The sequence below is a fragment of the Photobacterium sp. MCCC 1A19761 genome, assembly GCF_037389125.1.
GTDB lineage: Bacteria > Pseudomonadota > Gammaproteobacteria > Enterobacterales > Vibrionaceae > Photobacterium.
Map to the genome: position 1 here is coordinate 98,463 of NZ_JAZGTF010000002.1, position 22,017 is coordinate 120,479.

18 protein-coding genes are annotated in these 22,017 nt (G+C 51.1%); 2 read left to right on the forward strand and 16 right to left on the reverse strand.

Features of this window, described 5'->3' with window-relative positions:
• Positions 1-135: 135 nt before the first annotated feature.
• The 4 genes from VV869_RS03190 to VV869_RS03205 all read right to left on the reverse strand — a co-directional run bounded on the left by VV869_RS03190 (position 136) and on the right by VV869_RS03205 (position 2,809).
• Positions 136-615 carry a GNAT family N-acetyltransferase gene (locus VV869_RS03190; protein ID WP_337733544.1) on the reverse strand — a complete coding sequence of 160 codons (480 nt, stop codon included), beginning with the start codon at positions 613-615 and terminating at the stop codon, positions 136-138.
• 151 nt (positions 616-766) lie between these two features.
• Positions 767-985: a VF530 family protein gene (locus VV869_RS03195; RefSeq protein ID WP_337733545.1), complete on the reverse strand. Its 219-nt coding sequence runs from the start codon at positions 983-985 to the stop codon at positions 767-769.
• Positions 986-1,175: 190 nt separating this feature from the next.
• Complete coding sequence (locus VV869_RS03200) at positions 1,176-1,775, reverse strand: hypothetical protein (RefSeq protein ID WP_337733546.1); 600 nt, start codon at positions 1,773-1,775, stop codon at positions 1,176-1,178.
• Positions 1,776-1,885: 110 nt separating this feature from the next.
• A complete protein-coding gene (locus VV869_RS03205; protein WP_337733547.1) occupies positions 1,886-2,809 on the reverse strand; it encodes a LysR substrate-binding domain-containing protein in 924 nt (307 codons plus the stop codon).
• Positions 2,810-2,970: 161 nt separating this feature from the next.
• Here VV869_RS03205 and VV869_RS03210 point away from each other — a divergent pair, with 161 nt between their 5' ends.
• Entirely contained in the window at positions 2,971-3,732 is a 762-nt protein-coding gene (locus VV869_RS03210; protein ID WP_337733548.1) for an isocitrate lyase/PEP mutase family protein, read from the forward strand.
• Positions 3,733-3,852: 120 nt separating this feature from the next.
• Here the strand turns inward: VV869_RS03210 and map are convergent, their stop codons facing one another.
• The 10 genes from map to VV869_RS03260 all read right to left on the reverse strand — a co-directional run bounded on the left by map (position 3,853) and on the right by VV869_RS03260 (position 16,561).
• Entirely contained in the window at positions 3,853-4,632 is a 780-nt protein-coding gene (gene map, locus VV869_RS03215) for a type I methionyl aminopeptidase (RefSeq protein WP_337733549.1), read from the reverse strand.
• Positions 4,625-4,831 (reverse strand): ParD-like family protein, encoded by a 207-nt coding sequence (locus VV869_RS03220; protein WP_337733550.1) that lies wholly within the window; start codon positions 4,829-4,831, stop codon positions 4,625-4,627. The genes map and VV869_RS03220 overlap by 8 nt, the downstream gene beginning before the upstream one ends.
• A gap of 154 nt (positions 4,832-4,985) precedes the next feature.
• Entirely contained in the window at positions 4,986-6,533 is a 1,548-nt protein-coding gene (locus VV869_RS03225) for an alanine/glycine:cation symporter family protein (protein ID WP_337733551.1), read from the reverse strand.
• Between the two features lie 646 nt (positions 6,534-7,179).
• Complete coding sequence (gnd, locus tag VV869_RS03230) at positions 7,180-8,628, reverse strand: decarboxylating NADP(+)-dependent phosphogluconate dehydrogenase (protein ID WP_337733552.1); 1,449 nt, start codon at positions 8,626-8,628, stop codon at positions 7,180-7,182.
• A gap of 10 nt (positions 8,629-8,638) precedes the next feature.
• The gene (gene pgl / locus VV869_RS03235) at positions 8,639-9,355 is read right to left on the reverse strand and encodes a 6-phosphogluconolactonase (protein ID WP_337733553.1); all 717 of its coding nucleotides are present in this window, start codon (positions 9,353-9,355) and stop codon (positions 8,639-8,641) included.
• Positions 9,355-10,854, reverse strand: coding sequence for a glucose-6-phosphate dehydrogenase (gene zwf, locus VV869_RS03240; RefSeq protein WP_337733554.1), 1,500 nt, complete (start codon positions 10,852-10,854; stop codon positions 9,355-9,357). Before zwf ends, pgl begins: the two co-directional genes overlap by 1 nt.
• Before the next feature lie 171 nt (positions 10,855-11,025).
• Entirely contained in the window at positions 11,026-12,618 is a 1,593-nt protein-coding gene (locus VV869_RS03245; protein WP_337733555.1) for an ABC transporter ATP-binding protein, read from the reverse strand.
• Positions 12,619-12,621: 3 nt separating this feature from the next.
• Positions 12,622-13,638 (reverse strand): ABC transporter permease, encoded by a 1,017-nt coding sequence (locus tag VV869_RS03250; protein WP_337733556.1) that lies wholly within the window; start codon positions 13,636-13,638, stop codon positions 12,622-12,624.
• A 5-nt stretch (positions 13,639-13,643) separates the two neighbouring features.
• Positions 13,644-14,729 carry a microcin C ABC transporter permease YejB gene (locus VV869_RS03255; protein ID WP_337733557.1) on the reverse strand — a complete coding sequence of 362 codons (1,086 nt, stop codon included), beginning with the start codon at positions 14,727-14,729 and terminating at the stop codon, positions 13,644-13,646.
• A gap of 44 nt (positions 14,730-14,773) precedes the next feature.
• Positions 14,774-16,561: an extracellular solute-binding protein gene (locus VV869_RS03260; protein ID WP_337733883.1), complete on the reverse strand. Its 1,788-nt coding sequence runs from the start codon at positions 16,559-16,561 to the stop codon at positions 14,774-14,776.
• A gap of 615 nt (positions 16,562-17,176) precedes the next feature.
• Here VV869_RS03260 and fusA point away from each other — a divergent pair.
• Positions 17,177-19,264, forward strand: coding sequence for an elongation factor G (gene fusA / locus VV869_RS03265; protein ID WP_337733558.1), 2,088 nt, complete (start codon positions 17,177-17,179; stop codon positions 19,262-19,264).
• A 194-nt stretch (positions 19,265-19,458) separates the two neighbouring features.
• Here the strand turns inward: fusA and VV869_RS03270 are convergent, their stop codons facing one another.
• On the reverse strand, positions 19,459-20,238 hold the full coding sequence (locus VV869_RS03270; protein WP_337733559.1) for a DUF4922 domain-containing protein: 780 nt from the start codon (positions 20,236-20,238) through the stop codon (positions 19,459-19,461).
• Between the two features lie 464 nt (positions 20,239-20,702).
• Positions 20,703-21,914, reverse strand: a complete 1,212-nt coding sequence (locus tag VV869_RS03275) for an amino acid permease (protein WP_337733560.1) — start codon at positions 21,912-21,914, stop codon at positions 20,703-20,705.
• Positions 21,915-22,017 lie beyond the last annotated feature (103 nt).

Sequence of the window (22,017 nt, forward strand, 5' to 3'; positions counted from 1 at the left end):
GTATCCATTCAAGAAGCATGTAGGCAAGGTACAGATTCAAAAAATGACTATGACATCGAAATTGGGCATAACAACGTGGCTACAGCTCAGTCCGAAATCTACCTTCACCGTTTCCTCTGTGGCCGCTCTTTGATGTCAGCAAACCTTGCCAAGATTTCCCGAAAATTGATTCAGCTTATGCCTTAATGCAATACCATCATAAATATATTCAATTCGTTCGTCGGTCTCACTCGTCACCAGGAATCCTAAACGCGTATGCAGCGCAATTGATGGTCCGTTATTTCGGTGCACCGAACTGGTAAGAGACTTCGGCTGTCGCTGTAACAAATCAATCGCAGCTGACTTCAATAATTTTTTTAAGACAAGCCCAGAGCGATACTCAGGATGGATCTGAATCGAGAGGATATAAACATCACCCGCTTCTCTTGGAATATATTGAATATACCCGGCAAGTTTATCATGGAGATATTGCGTCAGGATCACCGAACCACTTTCAAGCTCTTCAATCAGCTTGTTTCTCCGTCTGGATACGGAAAATGCACCCCCGGATTCAGCAATTATGGGCGCCATATTAATCCGGTCTAATTCAACAACTGCATCAACGGTTTCTTTCATACGTCGTCCTTTACAAATAATGAATGTGGCTGAATGTCCCGTTTCCAGATGGGAATCATATGCTCAAGGCAAGATAACCTCAGACTTACGACCCCGGCGTTATTCCTTACCTCCGGGGCGTATAAATGACCTATTCCGCTTGTGTTCAGGCTCAGCTAAACGTACGGATATACAAGGATTCAACCTTGTCCCTCGCCCACTGCGTTTTTCGCAGGAACTTCAGGGAAGATTTGATGGATGGATCGTTGCTAAAGCAGTTCACCTTGATCTCGTTGTATAAGCCATCCCAACCATAATGCTCGACTAAGCGTGTGAGGATCTTTTCAAGCGACAGGCCATGTAACGGGTTGTTCGGTTGTTGCTGGCTCATGGAGCGGTTTCCTTTGTAAAATAGTCAATGCCGTGCCTGACTCAGGGGGACCGTCACAGACACAATTTCAGGATATTACCAGAAAACACCGTCAACCACGCGATTATCATACTCTCGTACAATGTCACAGACGGTCAATATCAGATTGGTCGACACTGCCTCAAGACACTTCAAGTCCATCAACGCAACTTCACTTCGGCAGTTCAAGCCAGTCTTTCCACACACCTGATCGCGCAATGGCTTCTATTGAAAAGTGGTCGCCTTCCCACTCAGTGAATTTAATATTGCTGTCAGTATGGCTTTCCACAAAGGCTTTGACGCTCGCCAATGACGTGAATTGATCCTGAGATGCATGGATCACATGCAGCGGAACGGTTGGGTGAGGTAAAACCATCGGTGGTATTTCTGAATTGATGATGGTCGCAGTTCGAAGATCAGGATTGCGTATATGTGAAAGGAGCGTATAAATCCCTTCACCGCCGCGACTGTAACCAATGAGATCAATCTGAGCATGCCCCAAATGCGCGCTAACTTCATCCAGGTATGACTTGAGGGCGTCCGGCAACCAATGCGTGCCCGCCATACAACACGCGATTATCAATGGCTGCTTCAGTGAAAGATTGCCATCTCTGAGCATGGTGGCAAACCCCGGATACTGATATTGCCCTTCAGCCCCTTGGCCGAACTCACCCGCGCCATGAAGGTAAACATATACCCTGTCGGTGGTCTTTTCTGCACCATAAAGGATGGATTGGATGCCACAAACTTCCGGTAGCCCAGTCGATTTCATCTTCAGTCGCTCTGGTTAAAAGTACAAACAAACGCTATCAGAATAGAAATCGGGGACACAGCGCCGAGCGGTGCATACAGTCAGATACATCCGGAACTTGGATGGATCATTCACTTCGATGATGAAAAATCATTTTCGCCTTCACTCGACATCTCCGTTTTCAGCCATTGCATAAACACCTGTAAGCGAGCCTTTTTCGCTGAATGCGGATCGTACACGAAGTAGCGTTTCACCGAATTCGGATGCGGCTGGTCAAATGGGATCACTAATTCACCTGTATCAAGTTGCCGACGGCAGAGGTATGTCGCCGCAAGCGTGACACCATGACCACTTTGAACCGCATTTAAAGCCATATCCGTGCTGCTGACACGCGTCCACTGTTCATGGTGCTCAGAACCGTCAACGCCAGCATGTTCAAACCAGTGGTGCCAGCTATAGTGACCAGGGTTTTCCAGCGTCACAAGCCAGGTGGAGAGCAAATCTTGCGGCGATGCGAACGCCAACTTTTCCATCAGCCGGGCCGAGCACACCGGATACACAAAATCTTCGCCAAAATAGTCGCAGGCAAGACTTCGCGGTGTATGTTTCTCCACATCAACCCCAAAACGGATCGCCAGATCGATATGCGATTGCTTGAGATCGTCAAAGCCCGGCGAAGAGACGATACGCACCTGAATCTCCGGATGTTCATCGGAAAATCGCTGCAGCCGCGGCATCAGCCATAACGTGGTAAACGCCTGGGTTGAACTGATGGTCAACTCCCCTGCAACTTCCTCTGTATGTATTTGATTCAATGTACGGTCAATCATTCGCAATGCCGGTCGCGCGCCATCAAACAGGGCTTGCCCTTGCTGCGTCAGCAACATTTGCCGATTTTTCCTGAGAAACAGCCGACATCCTAAGTCTCGTTCTAATTGCCGCATTTGCTGGCTGACGGCGGCCTGAGAAATACAAAGCTCTCCCGCGGCCAAGCTGTAACTGTTGTGCCGGGCTGCACATTCAAACGTGACGAGTAGATTGATATTTTTATACATTTCAGAGATCTATAGGCGTTTCACAAACACGTATTATAAGAATTTCTTATTTTAAAAGTCGATTTGTATCGTTGGTGTTCATCAATACCGGAAAGCACAATGAATACAGCAAAACAGGAACGGCGCAACAGTCACCAAGCCCCTATTGAGGAACAAATCGAATGCATACATTTACCCAGTTACACCAACTATCGAACCCATTATTACTCGGTAACGTTTGGGACGCCACCAGCGCCCGTTGTGCAGAGCAAACCGGTTATCAGGCACTCGGCACTTCCAGTGCAGCAATGGCCAGCCTGCTTGGGTATGACGATGGTGAACAGATGCCATTTCAAGAGTTGGTGTTTATGGTCCAGCGGATTGCCACCGCAACTGCACTGCCTTTGAGTGTGGATATCGAAGCAGGTTACAGCCAGGTGCCGGAAGTGATTGCGAATCATATTCAGCAACTGGCCGAGCTTGGCGTGGTCGGGATCAATCTTGAAGATAGCCGGGTGGAGACAAGCCGCAACCTTTGTGATGCTGATGAGTTTGCGAGCCTGCTGTTCAAGGTGCGTGAAATCTTGCAACAGCGCCAGGTGAACGTCTTTATCAACGTCCGCTGTGATGCATTCTTATTGGGCGTTGACGAGGCGCGTGCCGAAACCATCAAACGTGCACGGTTGTATCAGGCATCCGGGGCTGATGGCTTGTTTGTCCCCTGCATCACCCAAGTGGATGATATCAAAGCTGTCGCCGAGGCAATCCGGTTGCCGTTGAATGTCATGGCAATGCCGGATCTGCCAAGTTTTGAAGTCTTGGCACAATTAGGGGTCAAGCGTATCAGCACGGGTAATTTCGCTTTTGAACAGATGTACACGCATTTGGGCCAACAACTGGCTGCAATCAAGCAGCACGGTTCGTGCGCAACGTTGTTCAGCTAATACGCACACCAAGCTCAGTAAAAAGAATTTGTGATAAGAACCAGCGAATAGAAGAAGTGTCCGTCGCGACACTTCTTCGCATCACAATGAAGAAGCTGCTGTGAATGCGGGTTACTGCGCTCAAGCCGGAATCTGCTCCCCTTCACGCAGGGTCAGCACTTCCACCCCATCGGCGGTGACCAGCACAGTATGTTCGAACTGGGCCGACAACTTTTTATCCCGGGTGATCACCGTCCAGCCATCACGCTTAGTTTTGGTCTTTTCCGTGCCCTGGTTAATCATCGGCTCAATGGTGAACGTCATTCCCTCACGCAGTACCAGGCCGGTATCCGGCAAGCCGTAATGCAACACTTGCGGCTCTTCATGCATTTCCCGGCCGATGCCATGACCGCAGTATTCACGCACGACGCTAAAACCAAAGCGTTCGGCATGCTGTTGGATCGCGTGGCCGATATCTCCCAGCCTGGCGCCGGGGCGAACCATTCGGATCCCCTGCCACATTGCCTGATAGGTCACATCCACCAGCTTACGGGCGATTGGGGTTGCATCCGGCATCACATACATCTTGCTGGAATCGGCAATAAAGCCGTCTTTTTCCAGCGTAATATCGACATTGATAATGTCACGCTGCCCCAGCTTTTTCTGCTCGCTCGGCATTCCGTGACAAATCACTTCATTGATCGATGTGTTGAGCGCATACGGATAATCATACTGGCCTTTGCTGGCCGGTCGGGCATTCAGCTCAGCGGTAATAAATGCCTCAACCCGATCATTGATTGCCATGGTCGTAACGCCAGGTTCGATAAAATCATCTAGCATAGCGAAAACCTGTGCCAGCAAGCGGCCGGATTCGCGCATCAAATCGGCTTCCTGCGCCGTTTTAATCACCACCTTATTCATGAACCGCCTCCACCGGCGGTACCACAACTTCACGCAACAGCTTCTGAACCAACTCGTTATAGCTCATGGTCGGATTCATTTCGGCCAGCATGCCCATTTTCACCCAAAACTCGGCCTGAGCATTGATGGAGCGGGACATCACCTGACTGGCTTTACGGATCTCCTCGTGGAGGTCATCGGAAATTTTCACAATACCCAAAATAGGCCACCTTGATACACTTCAAATACGAAACATATACGAATTGTATATCCCGGGCATACTCGGTGCAATGGTGCATAACGACGAAAAAGCACAAAATAAAAAAAGGGTTAGCCGAAGCTAACCCTTATTCGTCATGAATCGTTTGTCCTGATTAGGCAATCGGCTTCACCGGCTCACCTTCGACTTCTTCAGGCTGCGCTGCAGGCTTGCCTGAATTTTTCAGACGTTTTTCCCAGAAGTCCGCATTTTTGATGCCCAGCTTCACTGGATCAAAAGTGAACTCTTTGACGCCCGCTTTCTGTTGCGCTTCGTAATCTTTCAGCGCAGCCAGTGCAGGTTTAGACATAAAGAAGATGATCAGAATACCGACAATGTTCAGCCATGCCATCAGACCAACACCCACATCACCCATGGCCCACGCCAGGTTCGCTGTTTTCACCGTACCGTAGAATACCGCTGCTGTCAGAACCACTTTCAGCGCGAACATCATGCCCGGAATTTTCACAGAGCGACGAATGTAAGCAATGTTAGTTTCCGCGATGTAGTAGTACGCCAGAATCGTGGTGAAGGCGAAGAAGAACAGTGCGAAAGCAATGAACGGCTTACCGAAACCAGGCATCGTGCTTTCAATTGCCATCTGGGTAAAGACCGGACCATTGGCACCAATATCAGCCGCCAGGTTTTGTACCAGGAATGTCCCTTCTGCACCACCGTGGACGTTATACGCACCTGTGATGATGATCATGAAGGCTGTCGCAGAACAAACCAGCAGGGTATCGATGTAGATTGAGAACGACTGAACCAGACCTTGCTGTGCCGGGTGCTGGACGTCCGCCGCTGCAGCAGCGTGTGGACCTGTACCCTGACCGGCTTCGTTCGAGTAAACACCTCGTTTTACACCCCAGCCAATTGCGGCACCCACACCAGCCATCGGTGTGAAGGCATCACCCACAATCATTCCGATAACGGTTGGAACCATATCGATGTTCAGCAGGATAATCACAGAAGCAACCACGATGTACGCCAGAGCCATGAAAGGCACGACGACCTGAGTGAAGTTCGCAATCCGTTTCACACCACCGAAAATGATGAATGCCAGGATAATCGACACAATGGTCCCGGTGAGGATTTTCGCCAGGCTGATGGTACCCATGGTGGTTTCAATCATGCCACCGGTACCAAACGCAGCTTCGACCGCGTTACCGATACTATTGGACTGAATACCCGGCAGCATCATGCCGCAGGCGAACACAGTTGCAATGGCAAAGGTCCAAGCGTACCACTTCTGCCCCATCGCTTTTTCGATGTAATAAGCCGGGCCGCCACGGAACTGGCCGTCTTCGTCTTCTTCTTTATAAATCTGCGCCAGCGCAGATTCAGTGTATGCAGTCGCAGCACCCAGGAAGGCAACAACCCACATCCAGAATACTGCACCTGGACCACCAAATCCGATCGCGGCAGCAACACCTGCAATGTTACCGGTACCTACACGTCCTGACAAAGAAACGGCGAGTGCTTGAAAAGAGGAAATACCTTGGTCAGAACTTTTACCGGAAAGCAGCAGACGCCACATTTCACGAAAGTGACGGATTTGTACAAAACGCGTGGTAATGGAATAGAACAAACCCGCACCGAGGCACAAATAAATCAGTACCGGGCTCCATATAATTCCGTTCAAAAAATCTACTAACGACTGCATTAAAATCTCCCTGTCTTATAGATTATGGTTAATGCTCAGTCAGTATAATAAGCAGATTGTAAGCCGAATGTTAAGATTTTTATTTTGTCACTCAATTTAGCGTGAACCTTAGCACACTTAAACAACAATAAAACAACATCCAGAAAGTTCCTCTTCTTGCCTCAGATCACATAGGTATTCATTTCATTGCGCATAAATGATCAAAACATTCGATTTGTTTACTTATTGACCGGGCAGCCAGTTTTTATGTTAGCGATCACACTTATTTCAGCATTTAGCCAGTCAATCGCATCGTTTTGATGCCCAAAAAGAGCAATATTTATACAAAGTGAGTTCAATTCATCGAACTGCTGTAATGTGTAAAATTTTATGCTATTCAGATAGAAATTTTAGAAAATTCTCAGGGTGAGCAATGAAACGGGGTTTTAAGTCACAATTTAGGATGAATTCAATTAATCCCAAGCGGCAAACACATAAGATGAGTTCTCTCATCGCTGATCAGCGAAATTTGTTCGACTTTTCCTGACGGTGTTCTCATACGTTTACTGCGGCCTTAGCAGGATATACTGTTCACGATTCAGAGATAAAAAAAGCGCGGTTCTATCAACCGCGCTTATTGTTAAATGACTTTCTCAGCAGACTGAGATTAAACGTCGTAAGTCGTCGACGAAATGTCGCCGCCTTTACCGGTCCAGTTGGTGTGGAAGAACTCACCACGTGGCTTGTCGGTACGCTCATAGGTGTGCGCGCCGAAGTAGTCACGCTGCGCCTGCAGCATGTTCGCTGGCAGACGTGCTGTGGTGTAGCCGTTCAGGAACGTCAGCGCAGATGACATACATGGCATCGGCAAGCCTGCTTCGAACGACTTAGCAACCACTTTGCGCCATGCCGGCAGACAGTTTTCCAGAATCTCTTTGAAGTACGGATCCAGACCCAGGAATGCCAGCTCAGGATTGGTTTCAAAGGCGTCACGGATATTGCCCAGGAACGCGCTGCGGATAATACAGCCGCCACGCCACATCAGCGCCACGTTACCGTAGTTCAGTTCCCAGCCATTCTCTTCAGACGCTTCGCGGATCAGCATAAAGCCTTGCGCGTAAGAGATGATTTTCGACGCCAGCAGCGCCTGGCGCAGGGCATCAACCCATTGCGCTTTATCACCATCGATGCTGCTGATTGGGTTATTGAACAGCTTCTCGGCTTCAACACGTTGATCTTTTAGTGAAGACAGGCAACGGGCGAATACAGAGTCCGTAATCAGCGTCAGTGGAATGCCGTGCTCCAGGGCGTTGATCCCGGTCCACTTACCAGTCCCTTTCTGGCCCGCCGTGTCGAGGATTTTCTCAACCAGCGCTTCACCGTCTTCATCCTTGTAGCCCAGGATGTCGGCAGTGATTTCAATCAGGTAGCTGTCCAGCTCGGTTTTGTTCCACTCGGCAAAGATCTGCTGCATCTCATCATGAGACATGCCCAGACCTTCTTTCATAAAGTGATAAGCTTCGCTGATCAGTTGCATGTCGCCATATTCGATCCCGTTGTGGACCATTTTGACGAAGTGGCCGGCGCCTTCTTTACCAACCCAGTCACAACACGCTTCGCCTTTGTCCGTTTTGGCAGAAATCGCCTGGAAGATCGGCTTCACATGCGGCCATGCTTCCGGATCGCCACCCGGCATGATGGAAGGTCCGAAACGGGCACCTTCTTCACCGCCGGAAACGCCTGCGCCAACATAGCGAATGCCTTTTTCACGTAGCGCGGCATAACGACGGTTGGTATCAGGATAATTGGTGTTCCCGCCATCGATGATGATGTCGCCTTCTTCCAGCAACGGCACCAGGTTATCGATGAACTGATCAACCACATCACCTGCGCGAACCATCAGCATCACTTTGCGCGGACGCTCCAGTTGGTCGACCAGATCCTGCAGCGAGGTAGCACCCACGATGTTGGTACCCTTCGCCGGACCATTCAAAAACTCGTCAACTTTCGACACGGTACGGTTGTAAGCAACCACTTTGAACCCGTTGTCGTTCATGTTCAGGATAAGGTTCTGGCCCATTACCGCCAGGCCAATTACACCAATATCTGCTTTCATTTCATACTCCTCACGCTAGCTCTTGGGCTGCTTCTGAATCTAAATACCACTCTGTCAGGCCGTCAATGGCCTTGACTTGGGCAGCCGGATAAGCTGACGCTTGCTCCGCTTCGTCATGAATTTCTTTAATCACTGACGCCTTGCTCTCTCCCATCACCAGGTAAGTGATGCGTTTGGCATGACGGATCAGATGCGCGGTTTTGGTCACTCGGATCTGACGATTTTCCGGGTGCGCCGCAATGGCCGCGATCTCTGTGGTTTCGTAGTCGGTCTGGCCCGGGAACAGTGACGCCGTGTGGCCATCCGCCCCCATGCCCAGAATAATCCAGTCAAACACAGGAACACCGTCTTTCAGCGGGATCTCGGCCAGCATTTCTTCGGCAAATCGACCGGCTTCTTCAGCAGCAAAATTCTCACCGCGGATACGGTGGATGTTTTCCGACGGGATCGCGATGTGATCGAACAACTGCGCTTTGGTTTTGCCGTAGTTGCTTTCCGGATCTTCCGGACCGACACAACGCTCATCACCCCACCAGAAGTGCAGGTTCTGCCAGGCAATCGACTCCGCCCACGGCGACTGAGCCAGTGTTTTATACAGCAGGGCCGGTGTACTGCCACCAGACAGTGAAATATGGACCGGGCGATTTTCCTTGCCGTACGCAAGCAGGGTTTCGGCCAGTGACGTTACGACGTGATCAGGTGTTTCAAATACTTGATAGTTCATCATTATAACTCGCAGTAGTCGGTATCTGTCAGGTTCTTACATGGGAAGCGCCATTCACGCTGGTCGTTGGCCAGCAATGTGTCAGCTTCCTTCGGTCCCCAAGTACCCGCCGCATAGCCATAAAGATGCTCAGGATTCTCTTTATATTCGAGAATCGGCTGAACATATTTCCAGCAGGCCGTGACTGCATCGGAACGGGCAAACAGGGTCGCGTCCCCTTTCATCGAGTCCAGCAGCAGACGCTCGTAAGCCGTCAGCATGTTGGTCTCTTCCAGGCTCTCATAACGAAAATCCATCGAAACTTCTTTCGATTCAAAGCCTGCACCCGGTTTTTTGAGGCCAAATCTCATTAAAATGCCTTCATCCGGCTGAATGCGAATGATCAGCTTGTTCTTCGGTGCATTAGCACTGAACATCGGATGCGGGGTTTTCTTAAAGTGAATCACGACTTCCGTCACTCGGGTTGGCAAACGTTTACCTGTCCGGACATAGAAAGGAACGCCGCTCCAGCGCCAGTTGTCGATGAACATTTTCAGACCGACATACGTCTCGGTCCGGGAGTCATCGGCCACGCCCTGCTCTTCACGGTAACCCGGCAGGTGATCGTCACGAACATCCGAAGCCGTGTACTGGCCCAGGACCAGATTATTCTGCAGATCGCTTTCCGACAGTGGCTGGAAGCTGTTCATCACTTTGACGACTTCGTCACGCATGGAGTCGGCATTAATCGCTGCCGGCGGCTCCATCGCCACCATCGACAACACCTGAAGCAGGTGGTTCTGGAACATATCCCGCACCGCACCGGCACCGTCATAGTAGCCGCCGCGCTCTTCCACACCCAGGAACTCCGCAGCCGTGATTTCAACATAGTCGATGAAATTACGGTTCCACAGCGGCTCAAACATCCCGTTGGCAAAACGGAACACCAGCAGGTTTTGCACAGTTTCCTTGCCCAGGTAGTGGTCGATACGGTAGATCTGGTGCTCTTTAAAATGCTGATGCAGTTTGTCATCCAGCACTTCTGCAGAAGCCAGATCATAACCAAATGGTTTTTCCACAATCAGACGTTTCCAGCCCTGAGACTCATCGTTCATGCCGTGGGCGGCAAGACATTCCGGGATCACGCTGTAAAGGCTTGGTGGGGTCGCGAGATAGAAGGTGGTATTGCCCTGGGTGTCGTATTGTTGACCCAGATCATCGAGGCGATGTTTCAGTTGCGCGTATTCTTCGACATCAGACGTATTGACCGCCTGGTAGTATAGATGCTGGCAAAATGCTTCCAGCGTCGCTTCGTCGACTTTTTCCGAAGCTACCAACGCAGCTTTCAGCTTGTCTCTGAATGCTTGGTCAGAATACTCGGTCCGGCTGACACCGAGAATCGCGAATTTGTCTGAGAGCAGGCCGTTGGCATAGAGGTGGTAAAAAGCGGGGATCAATTTCCGATGAGTCAGATCGCCTGACGCACCAAAAATAACAATGCAATTATTTTCTGGCTTAACCATGAGTTTATCCATTCAGATCACACATACGGTGAACGCGTTCCTGATGGACCGAGATATTAACATCTAAATTAATATGAGATACATGGTTTTGCCTATTATTTTAATAGGCAAAACCTAATATTTTGCTTTACAATATATGCAATCTCTGGCATTAAATGTCTTAATCTGCTCTCAAACTGATGATAAATTCACCAACTCCCGCGTATACGCATGTTGGGGCTCCGTAAACAGCTGCCGGGTTTCCCCCTGCTCCACCACTTCTCCATTCCTTAATACCAGCGTGTAATGACACAAAGATTTCACAACGTGTAAATCATGGCTAATAAATAAGTAACTCAGTCCGTGCTTCTGCTGGAGCTTCTTCAGCAACGTCAGCACCTGGAACTGAACGGTGCGATCCAGCGAGGAGGTCGGCTCATCAAGCAGGATAAACTCAGGCTTCAGCACCAGCGCCCGGGCAATCGCGATTCGCTGGCGCTGGCCGCCAGAAAACTCGTTCGGGAAACGGTGGCGGGTCGCCGGGTCCAGTTCAACTTCGCGCATGGCCTGACAAATCACCGCCTCTGCGGCTTCATCTGAAATGGCCTGATGGACCTTCAGCCCTTCACCGATGATCTGCGCCACCGACATCCTCGGATTCAGCGCCGAGAACGGGTCCTGAAACACGACCTGTAACCGACTCCGGTAAGGCAACATCTGCTTGCGGTTCAGGGTCGAAATATCATGCCCGTCAAATTCAATTCGCCCTTCACTGTGCAGTAACTTCAGCAAGGCCATTCCCGTGGTGGACTTGCCGGAGCCACTCTCACCCACCAGCCCCACGCTGTGGCCGCGGCGCAAAACAAAACTAACGTCCGTCACCGCCTTGATGTGATCCCGGACCCGTTTAAGGATCCCACCGGTCACGGGAAACCAGACCCGAAGATGATCGACCGTAAACAACGCCGGCGACTGCGGATCGACCGGGACCGGCTGACCGCTGGGATCTGAATTGATCAACTTCACCGTATACGGATCAGAGGGGTGTGTGAAGATGATCTCCCGGGTATTGGTTTCGACCAGTTTGCCCAGCTGCATCACGGCAACGCGATCCGCAATCCGGCGCACGATACTCAAATCATGGGTAATGAACAGCATCGCCATCCCCATTTCCTGTTGCAGATCTTTGAGCAGCTCCAGGATCTGCGCCTGGACCGACACATCCAGTGCAGTCGTCGGCTCATCGGCGATCAACAACTCCGGCTCATTAATCAGCGCCATGGCAATCATCACCCGTTGGCGCTCTCCGCCAGAAAGTTCATGCGGATAGGCCTGCATCCGCCGTTCCGCATTACGGATCCCGACTTTTTTCAGCCAGCCCAACGCCCGCTTCTCGGCCACGTTTTGCCGGGTGCCGTGGTGAATCGCCAGCGTTTCACACAGCTGGCGGCCAATTTTGTGCAGGGGATTGAGCGACATCATCGGCTCCTGGAAAATCATCCCGATCCGGTTGCCGCGGATCCCGCGCATTTCCCGCTCGCTGCAGGTCAGCATGTCGATACCGTCGTAGCGGATCTGACCGCCGAGATAGCGGGTCGATGATTTCGGCAGCAGACGCAAAATAGCATTGGCGGTCACGGACTTCCCCGAGCCGCTTTCCCCCACCAGCGCCAGCGTTTCCCCACGGCGGATCGACAGACTGACCTCCTGCGTCACCTGACTCACCCCACCGCCGGTTTGAAAACCAACGGATAAATTTTCAATGGTTAATAATGGTTTCGCCATAATTTATCTCTGATGATGGGGATCAAAGGCATCCCGGACCGCTTCACCGACAAACACCAGCAAGCTGAGCATAATTGAGAGCACCACAAAGGCTGACAGCCCCAGCCAAGGCGCTTGCAGGTTAGTTTTCCCCTGCGCCAGCAACTCGCCCAGCGACGGCGAGCCGACCGGCAGACCAAAACCCAGAAAGTCCAGCGAGGTTAAGGTCGTCACCGAGCCGCTGAGAATAAAGGGCATCATGGTCAGCGAAGCGACCATGGCATTCGGCAACATGTGACGCAGCATGATCCGGCCATCACCAACCCCCAGCGCCTGCGCGGCGCGGACATAATCGAAATTGCGGCAGCGAAGAAACTCGGCGCGTACCACCCCCACCAACCCCATCCAGCTAAACAGCACCATGATTCCGAGCAGCCACCAAAAATTTGGCTCGACAAAACTGGACAGAATGATCAGCAAAAACAGCGTCGGCATTCCCGACCAGACTTCGATAAACCGCTGGCCGAACAGATCCACCCAGCCGCCGTAATACCCCTGACAGGCACCAACAATCACCCCGATCACCGTGGAAATTAGGGTCAGGGCGAAACCGAACAGCACGGAGATGCGAAAGCCGTAGATGATCCGGGCCAGGACATCCCGCCCTTTATCATCGGTTCCCAGCCAATTAACACTATCAGGCGGTGACGGCGCCGGACCCGGCAGGTTGTAGTTGATGGTGTCGTAGCTGAAGCGGATTAGGGGCCAGATCATATAGCCGTCCGCCTGGATCAGCTCCGCCACGTACGGGTCGGTGTAATCAGCGGCCGACTCAAACTCGCCGCCAAACTCGGTTTCGGCATATTCTGTGACGATCGGCAAAAACCAACCGCCGTCGAACCGGATCAGCAACGGCTTATCATTGGCAATCACCTCAGCGAACAAGCTGATCACAAACAACAGGCTAAACAGCCATAACGACCAGTAGCCCCGTTTGTTGGCCCGGAATCTGGCCCATCGCTCCTGGGTTAACGGGTTCATTTTCACTAGCGCGCCTCAAAATCAATACGGGGATCAACCAGGGTATAGGTGATATCAGACACGATATTCAGGATCAGGCCGAGCAGCGTCATGATATAGAGGGAGCTGAAAACCACCGGATAGTCCCGTTGGATGGTTGATTCAAAGCCCAACAGCCCGATGCCCTCAAGTGAGAACATCACTTCAATCAGCATGGCCCCGGTAAAGAAGATACTGATAAATGCAGCCGGAAACCCTGCAATAATGATCAGCATTGCATTGCGAAACACATGGCGGTACAAAATGTTCTGCTCATCCAGCCCCTTGGCCCGGGCAGTGACCACATACTGTTTGTTAATTTCATCCAGAAAAGAGTTTTTGGTCAGCATCGACAAGGTGGCAAAGCCGCCGATCACCATCGCGAAGATCGGCAACGTCAAATGCCAGAAGTAGTCGATGATCTGCTGATACCAGGTTAGCTGTTCAAAATTGGTCGACACCAACCCGCGCAGCGGAAACCAACTGAAGTAGTTGCCGCTGGCAAAGAAGATAATCAGCAGAATCGCGAACAGGAATCCGGGAATGGCGTAACCGACTATCACCACCGCGCTGCTCCAGATGTCAAACCGGGAACCGTGGTGCACCGCTTTGGCAATCCCGAGCGGGATCGACACCAGGTAGATAATCAGGGTGCTCCACAGCCCGAGTGAAACCGAGACCGGCAACCGCTCGATAATCAAATCAATCACGTTGCCGCCACGAAACAGGCTTTCGCCGAAATTAAACGTGGCATAGTTTTTCAGCATATCCCAATAGCGCTCGAGGAGCGGTTTATCAAAGCCAAACTGCTGCTTGATCGCGGCCACGACCTCAGGATCCAGCCCCCGTGAACCCCGGTAACCACTCCCGCTCTCTTCCTGCGCCGTGGCCAGTACTTCCTGGCCGCCGCCGGTGAAACGTTCCATGATCCCGGAACTACGCCCTTCCAGCTTGGCCACCGCCTGCTCGACCGGACCACCCGGTGCAATTTGGATCACAAAAAAGTTAATCGTGATAATCGCCCACAAGGTAGGGATCACCAAGAGTAAACGACGGATAATATATGCTGACATCTTCCCTGACCCCGACGACTAAAGAGAGCCTGTAACCGTAACCGCTAACGACGTTCAACCGGCAGCTTGGAAAGTTTGGCAGCATCGATCCACCAGGTATCCAGCCCCAACGCGAATTTCGGCCGCACTGCCGGGCGGGCAAACTTATCCCAGGTCGCCACCCGGAACTTGCTGATGTGCCACTGCGGCATCACGAAAAAGTTCCACTGCAACACCCGATCCAACGCTCGTCCTAAATTCAGCAAGGCCTGCGGGTTTTGCTGATTCTTGGCAATTTCCGTCGTGAGATAATCAATCGCCGGATTGTTTACCCCTGCCGTATTGTAGGTACTGTCGATGTACTGGCTGTTCCATACAATCAGCAGGTTAGGACTGGGGTAAGGGTTTGCGCTGTACCCGCCCGAGACCATATCAAAGTCCCGATCCCGCAAACGCTTGGTGAACTGAGTGACATCCACCGTGCGGATCTTCATCTCAATCCCCATCAATTTGAAGTTTTTCTGAATTGGAATGGCCAAGCGCTCCGTGGTCGGACTATAAATCAGCAGCTCAAACGTGAATGGCTCGCCAGTTTTGGTGTGCGTCATCACCCGATTTTTGACTTCCCAGCCGGCTTCTTTCATGAGTTGCAGTGCTTTACGAACTTGCTGGCGGATCCGCCCGGAACCATCTGTGACCGGGGGCTGGTATTCGGCCGTAAACACACGCGGCGGAATCTTGTCCTTGATCGGTTCAAGCACAGCACGCTCGGTATCACTCGGCAGCCCCTTGGCTTCGTAGTCCGTATTCTGGAAATAACTACGGGTTCGGGTGTACTGGTTGTAGAACAGGCTCTTGTTCATCCACTCAAAATCCATCGCGTAATTCAGGGCTTCGCGAACCCGTGCGTCACGGAAATAAGCACTTTGAGTATTGAAGACAAAAGCCTGCATCGCCTGCGGGATCTCATGCGGGATTTCTTCCTTCACAATATAGCCCTTGTCGAAGTTCGTCCCTTCGTACATGGTGGCCCAGAATTTCGCCGCGTTCTCCTGACGAAAATCATATTCCCCCGCTTTAAACGCTTCCAGCGTGACCGTTTCATCCCGGTAATAGTCATAGCGTTTGGTCTGGAAGTTGTGACGACCGACATTGACCGGCAGCGCTTTGGCCCAGTAATCCTCCACCAGGGTATAAGTCACGCTCTGGCCGGGCTGATAATCGGTCGCTCGGTAAGGCCCGCTACCCAGTGGCGGCGTAGTCAGCGGTTCGCTGAGATTTTTGTCCTGCCAGAAATGCTTCGGCAGCACGTTCATCCCCTGCACCAGGGAGAATAAAGTTTCGCGGCTGGGGGTTACCATCTCAATCCGGGCAGTCAGCTTGGATTTCGCCGTCACGGATCGCACGTCCTTATAATAGACACGGAACTGCGGCACCCCTTCTTTCATAAATTTATCAAAGGTAAAGGCGACATCTTCAGCAGTAATCGCATGACCGTCATGAAAGCGTGCCTTGGGGTTAATATCCACTTCCATCCAGGCATAGTCATCGGCGTAGCGCACTTTTTCGGCAATCAGCGGGTAGTAACTGTCGATCTCATCGGCTGAAGAGACAAACAAGGTGTCATACATTTCATCGGCCCCGGCGGCTGACACGCCCCGGCTGGCATACCGATTGAAACTGTCGTACGAGCCCACTTCGGCGAAAGTCACTGTGCCGCCTTTCGGCGCATTCGGATTGACGTAATCAAAATGGGTGAAGTCACTGGGATATTTTGCACTGCCGAACCCGACCAAGCTGGTCGACTCAATCACTTCCGCCGCCTGAAGGCCACCGGCGGCGCAGCACAGCATCCATAACAAGGGTATCGTCTTCTGCATCTGCCTCTCCCTGACTGTGCATCGTTCCCGAGGATAAAAAAGTTCAAGTTATCATTATTCTACGATAGGACAGGAATCAACTTTCAACAATGCCCCAACCACAGATGTTGTCAATTCAACGGTCATCGATTCCGGGTTTATGAAAGCAAACGATAGTTCCACAGATGCGATTTGCCGCGGGACAAACCCACCAAATAAGCACCTGTGCACATATATTTATCTCACAATCCGCCGCCTTGGCATTCATCCGGACCTGTCTCACGTTTGTCATACTGGTGTCCCAGGCTATCAGCAACTAGACTTAAGCCGATTTATTCATAACTGGCCAACGTGCAAGACAAACGAGCAAGACATCAGGAGCGCAGTATCAATCGTTGAAAGTTGAGATAATGAACCGCTTTCAGCAGATTACGCTACTGCCTGACCTCTCCTGTGGTTTTCTTGAGCGTTTAAGCCAGGAATATGAAAAAGACGAAGCAAAAACAAACAAATGTTCATTTAATCTTAAATGAGCTATGTCATGTTTGCTTAATTCAGTGATATACTCCCCCACCGAATAGTGACAGTAATTGTTTATAGAGAAAAACAATGACAGATTTATCTAAATACAGAAACATTGGTATTTTCGCGCACGTTGATGCGGGTAAAACTACCACTACTGAGCGTATCCTTAAGCTGACTGGTAAGATCCACAAAATCGGTGATACTCACGACGGTTCAACTACTACTGACTTCATGGAGCAGGAAGCTGAGCGTGGTATCACAATCCAGTCTGCAGCAGTGAGCTGTTTCTGGAACGATCACCGTCTGAACGTTATCGATACTCCGGGACACGTTGACTTCACCGTTGAAGTATACCGTTCTCTGAAAGTTCTGGACGGTGGTATCGGTGTATTCTGTGGTTCAGGTGGTGTTGAGCCTCAGTCTGAAACAAACTGGCGTTACGCGAACGAATCAAACGTATCTCGTCTGATCTTCGTAAACAAACTGGACCGTATGGGTGCAGATTTCTTCAACGTTGTTGGTCAAGTGAAGAAAGTTCTGGGCGCAACTCCACTGGTTATGACACTGCCAATCGGCCGTGAAGAAGACTTCGTCGGTGTTGTTGACATTCTGACTCGTAAAGCTTACGTGTGGGATGACTCAGGTCTGCCAGAAAACTACGAAATCCAAGACATCCCAGCTGACATGGTTGACGATGTTGAAGCTTACCGTGAAGAGCTGGTTGAAACTGCTGTTGAGCAAGACGACGATCTGATGGAAGCTTACATGGAAGGTGAAGTACCTTCTATCGAAGACCTGAAGCGTTGTATCCGTAAAGGTACTCGTGACCTGGCATTCTTCCCTACTTTCTGTGGTTCTGCATACAAAAACAAAGGCATCCAGCTGGTTCTGGACGCAGTTGTTGACTACCTGCCAGCACCAACAGAAGTTGATCCTCAGCCGCTGACTGACAAAGACACTGGCGAAGCGACTGGTGAAGTTGCAACTGTATCTGCAGACGAACCATTCCGCGCACTGGCGTTCAAGATCATGGACGACCGTTTCGGCGCCCTGACTTTCGTCCGTATCTACTCTGGTAAGCTGAACAAGGGTGACACCATCCTGAACGCCGCTACTGGTAAGACTGAGCGTATCGGCCGTATGGTTGAGATGCAAGCAGACGACCGTAACGAGCTGACTTCAGCACAAGCTGGTGACATCATCGCTATCGTTGGTATGAAGAACGTTCAAACTGGTCACACTCTGTGTGATCCTAAGCACGAATGTACTCTGGAACCAATGATCTTCCCAGTACCAGTAATCTCTATCGCAGTTGCTCCTAAAGACAAAGGCGGTTCTGAGAAGATGGGTATCGCGATTGGTAAGATGGTTGCAGAAGATCCATCATTCCAGGTTGAGACTGACGAAGAGACTGGCGAAACTATCCTGAAAGGTATGGGTGAACTTCACCTGGACATCAAGGTAGACATCCTGAAGCGTACTTACGGCGTTGACCTGATTGTTGGTCAGCCACAGGTTGCTTACCGTGAAACTATCACGCAGCCAGTTGAAGACAGCTACACGCACAAGAAGCAGTCTGGTGGTTCTGGTCAGTTCGGTAAGATCGACTACCGCATCAAGCCAGGCGAGCAAGGTTCAGGCTTCAAGTTTACCTCAACAGTTGTTGGTGGTAACGTTCCTAAGGAATTCTGGCCTGCAATCGAGAAAGGCTTTGCTGGCATGATGGACACTGGTCCTATGGCGGGCTTCCCTGTTCTTGATGTTGAAGTTGAGCTGTTCGACGGTGGCTTCCACGCAGTTGACTCATCTGCAATCGCATTTGAAATCGCAGCGAAAGGCGCATTCCGTCAGTCTATGCCTAAAGCGGGTCCACAGCTTCTTGAGCCAATCATGCACGTTGACGTGTTCACTCCAGACGATCACGTTGGTGACGTTATCGGTGACCTGAACCGTCGTCGTGGTATGATCAAAGACCAACAAGCTGGCGTGACTGGCGTACGTATTAAAGGTGACGTACCTCTGTCTGAAATGTTCGGCTACATTGGTACTCTGCGTACAATGACTTCTGGTCGTGGTCAGTTCTCTATGGAGTTCGCACACTACGCACCATGTCCAGCGAACGTTGCTGAAGCAGTAATCGCTGAGCAAAAAGAGAAAAACGCTAAGAAATAATTTTTCTTAACGACCTCTTGAATAACCCCGGCCTGGTGCCGGGGTTATTTTTATATACCTACTCTGCCCCATTTCTTTGAATGCCATTGCATGTAACGGCCCTCCAGCCCGCCGACGCTTAACGCGGCTTGCCTGCCTTTACAGCCAAACACAACCCTTCACAAACGCCACGCGACATCAACTATTAAGCGCCATTAAGCGCCATCAAGGTATTGCGCACATTCCGTCAGGTAACGAAAAATGCCATACTGTTTCAACCAGACCAGCTGCTCCGGATGTTTCACCAAAAAGCGGCCACTGTAGTTCAGCGCATTGGCAAACACCCCTTCAATGTTGTTCTGACTTCTCGGGAAAACCAGCATCCACCGTGTTGTCAGCAAGATGTTGTAGGGCTTGCAGTGGTCACCGTCAACCAAAGATAACCGCGTCAGGGCCTCGAGATAACTCGCATACAAGACCGCAACCTCTAAAGTCTGGTGTGTAAACAACATGTGCCTGAACGGCAGGGTTCCCCCGACAATACACGGCTCCAGAGGGATCTCCGCTTTGACCAGTTGCATGTGACGATGGGGCTGACTGGCTCCAGCAAGCGGACCACTGTTATAAAAACCCAGCACGTCCTCACCGGTAAATCCCAGTCGCCAGGCCTCAAAGTCCGCGCGAGTGAGCGGCGCTGACTGGGGGACAAAATCTGCCGAGCAAATCAGCAAATGAGGTGACAGAACCGGAAATTTATTAAGCAGGCAGACATGCTCCGCGCCTGCTGGAGCCACGTACATGGCCGGCTCGTAGGGCAGAAAAGGATTGGCACCCGGTGCCAGGGCAATCGGCTTCTTGCGGGCATTTTGCGTAACGACATACCCCAAAAAATCGATCCCTTGCTCCGAGATAGTCTCAGCGTCGGTGGTGATCGGCATCAAATCGCCACTGTCCAACGCCTGCCGGGTTACGATTTCAGCTTGCTTCCAGAACATTGATTTATCCTTGTCTCGCCTTGAAGGCATTGCATCTCAAATCATTGAATCTTAAATGAATCACGGCCACTTCGGTGACAAACCGAACATTTGCTGAATTTTCGAGCACGTGTATGTGTTAGTTTACACTTTCATGCGATTTCCGTTGACGCTTAAACTCGGCGATTCATAGCCGCCGCAGGAGAAAATTTGTATTATCAACGGCGTTGAAATGAACAAGCTTTCCCACTGACATATTGCTAACTCCAAAGCATGTCGGTGACTCCAAAGGAAAGCCGGATAAACTTCGTTCGGTCAAACAAGTTTATCGCACGGCCATTATCGTTCGGTCAAACCTTAATGCCCCCATTGTTCAACAATCAGTTTCTGAGTAGCGTTCAATCTCTGAGAAGCGATTAATCTCTGAAAAAAGGGCGCTTACCCGAAGGTAAGCGCCCTTTTGTCGTTCCCGAATGTGTTATTGCTTAAATCAGCTCAGCGGCCAGCAAAAAGCAACCAAACGCGAAACTCATCGCCATCGCCAGATGGCCACCCGCGGCTTGGTAATCTTCGGCGACAACCGCTTGTGTGCCTTCAGCAGCGACAGCTTGCGACGCTGACGTGTTGATTGACAGTGCCGGCGCCCGGCGTACCTTCAGCGTCATTGCCATGGGTACAAAAACAGCCAGGAAGACCAGAATAATCCCGGCGTAGCCCAGCACCGCCAGGAACTGGTCAGCAGCCCACAGAGCCCCCATCAGCGGGAAGATAAAGGTCATCACGTACGTTACGGCTCGATTTTTTTGGAACGTGTCGACATTCTGATCAAACAGCGCCATTGCCACACCAAGGAACGAGGTCAGCAAGGCCAGGCCTGTGAAAACCGACAGTACCGCGCTAATCGTGCCGTGATTCGTACCCAGCGCGGCAATCAGCTCAGAAACGTTGGCAAATGTGCCCATTTGCGCTGGTGTCAGGTTCCCCATGGCTGCATACAACCACAGCAGGTAACTGAATAGCGGGATAAGAGAGCCGAAAATCACCATGTTTCGCAGCTGACGATGTGTCGCTTCCTGGTTATAGGAAACCAAAGATGGGATCACCACCATAAAGCCAAAACTGGTGAACAGGACCGAGCTGGTTTTCACCAACGCCACTTTGTCTGAACTACTGGCAACCAGCAGATTCTCAAGCGACAAGGTTGGAACCAGCGACATCAGCGTCACTGCCAGCATGATCACCATCACGGCAAACAGCACGCGGTTAAGCTTGTCTATCACCGCGGTCCCGGCGGCAACAACCGCACCAGCCAGCAGAGTAAAGGCTATCTGGCTCTGAACCATGCTCAGCTCCAGCCCGATGCCGGAGAGCACTTTGCGCACTAAATCCCCTGCCCCAATGATATAAGCCATCAGCAGGCAAACCAGCAACGCGTAGAGCAGGCCGTTGGTGACGAACTGGCCACCTTTGCCTAAGGTTTTACGGGCAATGCTATTCATGCCCATCCCGCCGCCGGACTTAATACTGGCTTCCAGCAGCAAGAGTGCTGCATAGGTGGTTCCCATCCAGATGAACAGCATCATCAGGGTGCCCCACAGCCAGCCGAACTGTGCCAGCACCATCGGGATCGCCAGCATACCTGCACCCAGTGCAGTACCCGCAATGATCAGCGAGCTTCCAAGTAACTTTAAATTCACAACAATAATCTCTGAAAATTGGTCAAAAAAGGGGTTCCGGCATCAACAAGGGTTGAGGCCAGGGGTCAGTCTTATCTGTCGTCACGATTTCCGGGATGACACT

Excerpts from the sequence above, each read along its gene's own strand:
- VV869_RS03210 (WP_337733548.1), top strand. The coding sequence starts at position 2,971 with ATGCATACATTTACCCAGTTACACCAACTATCGAACCCATTATTACTC.
- VV869_RS03205 (WP_337733547.1), bottom strand. The coding sequence starts at position 2,809 with ATGTATAAAAATATCAATCTACTCGTCACGTTTGAATGTGCAGCCCGG.
- pgl (WP_337733553.1), bottom strand. The coding sequence starts at position 9,355 with ATGATGAACTATCAAGTATTTGAAACACCTGATCACGTCGTAACGTCA.
- fusA (WP_337733558.1), top strand. The coding sequence starts at position 17,177 with ATGACAGATTTATCTAAATACAGAAACATTGGTATTTTCGCGCACGTT.
- VV869_RS03270 (WP_337733559.1), bottom strand. The coding sequence starts at position 20,238 with ATGTTCTGGAAGCAAGCTGAAATCGTAACCCGGCAGGCGTTGGACAGT.
- VV869_RS03195 (WP_337733545.1), bottom strand. The coding sequence starts at position 985 with ATGAGCCAGCAACAACCGAACAACCCGTTACATGGCCTGTCGCTTGAA.
- VV869_RS03225 (WP_337733551.1), bottom strand. The coding sequence starts at position 6,533 with ATGCAGTCGTTAGTAGATTTTTTGAACGGAATTATATGGAGCCCGGTA.
- VV869_RS03250 (WP_337733556.1), bottom strand. The coding sequence starts at position 13,638 with ATGAACCCGTTAACCCAGGAGCGATGGGCCAGATTCCGGGCCAACAAA.
- VV869_RS03245 (WP_337733555.1), bottom strand. The coding sequence starts at position 12,618 with ATGGCGAAACCATTATTAACCATTGAAAATTTATCCGTTGGTTTTCAA.
- map (WP_337733549.1), bottom strand. The coding sequence starts at position 4,632 with ATGAATAAGGTGGTGATTAAAACGGCGCAGGAAGCCGATTTGATGCGC.
- VV869_RS03260 (WP_337733883.1), bottom strand. The coding sequence starts at position 16,561 with ATGCTGTGCTGCGCCGCCGGTGGCCTTCAGGCGGCGGAAGTGATTGAG.
- VV869_RS03190 (WP_337733544.1), bottom strand. The coding sequence starts at position 615 with ATGAAAGAAACCGTTGATGCAGTTGTTGAATTAGACCGGATTAATATG.
- zwf (WP_337733554.1), bottom strand. The coding sequence starts at position 10,854 with ATGGTTAAGCCAGAAAATAATTGCATTGTTATTTTTGGTGCGTCAGGC.
- gnd (WP_337733552.1), bottom strand. The coding sequence starts at position 8,628 with ATGAAAGCAGATATTGGTGTAATTGGCCTGGCGGTAATGGGCCAGAAC.
- VV869_RS03255 (WP_337733557.1), bottom strand. The coding sequence starts at position 14,729 with ATGTCAGCATATATTATCCGTCGTTTACTCTTGGTGATCCCTACCTTG.
- VV869_RS03200 (WP_337733546.1), bottom strand. The coding sequence starts at position 1,775 with ATGAAATCGACTGGGCTACCGGAAGTTTGTGGCATCCAATCCATCCTT.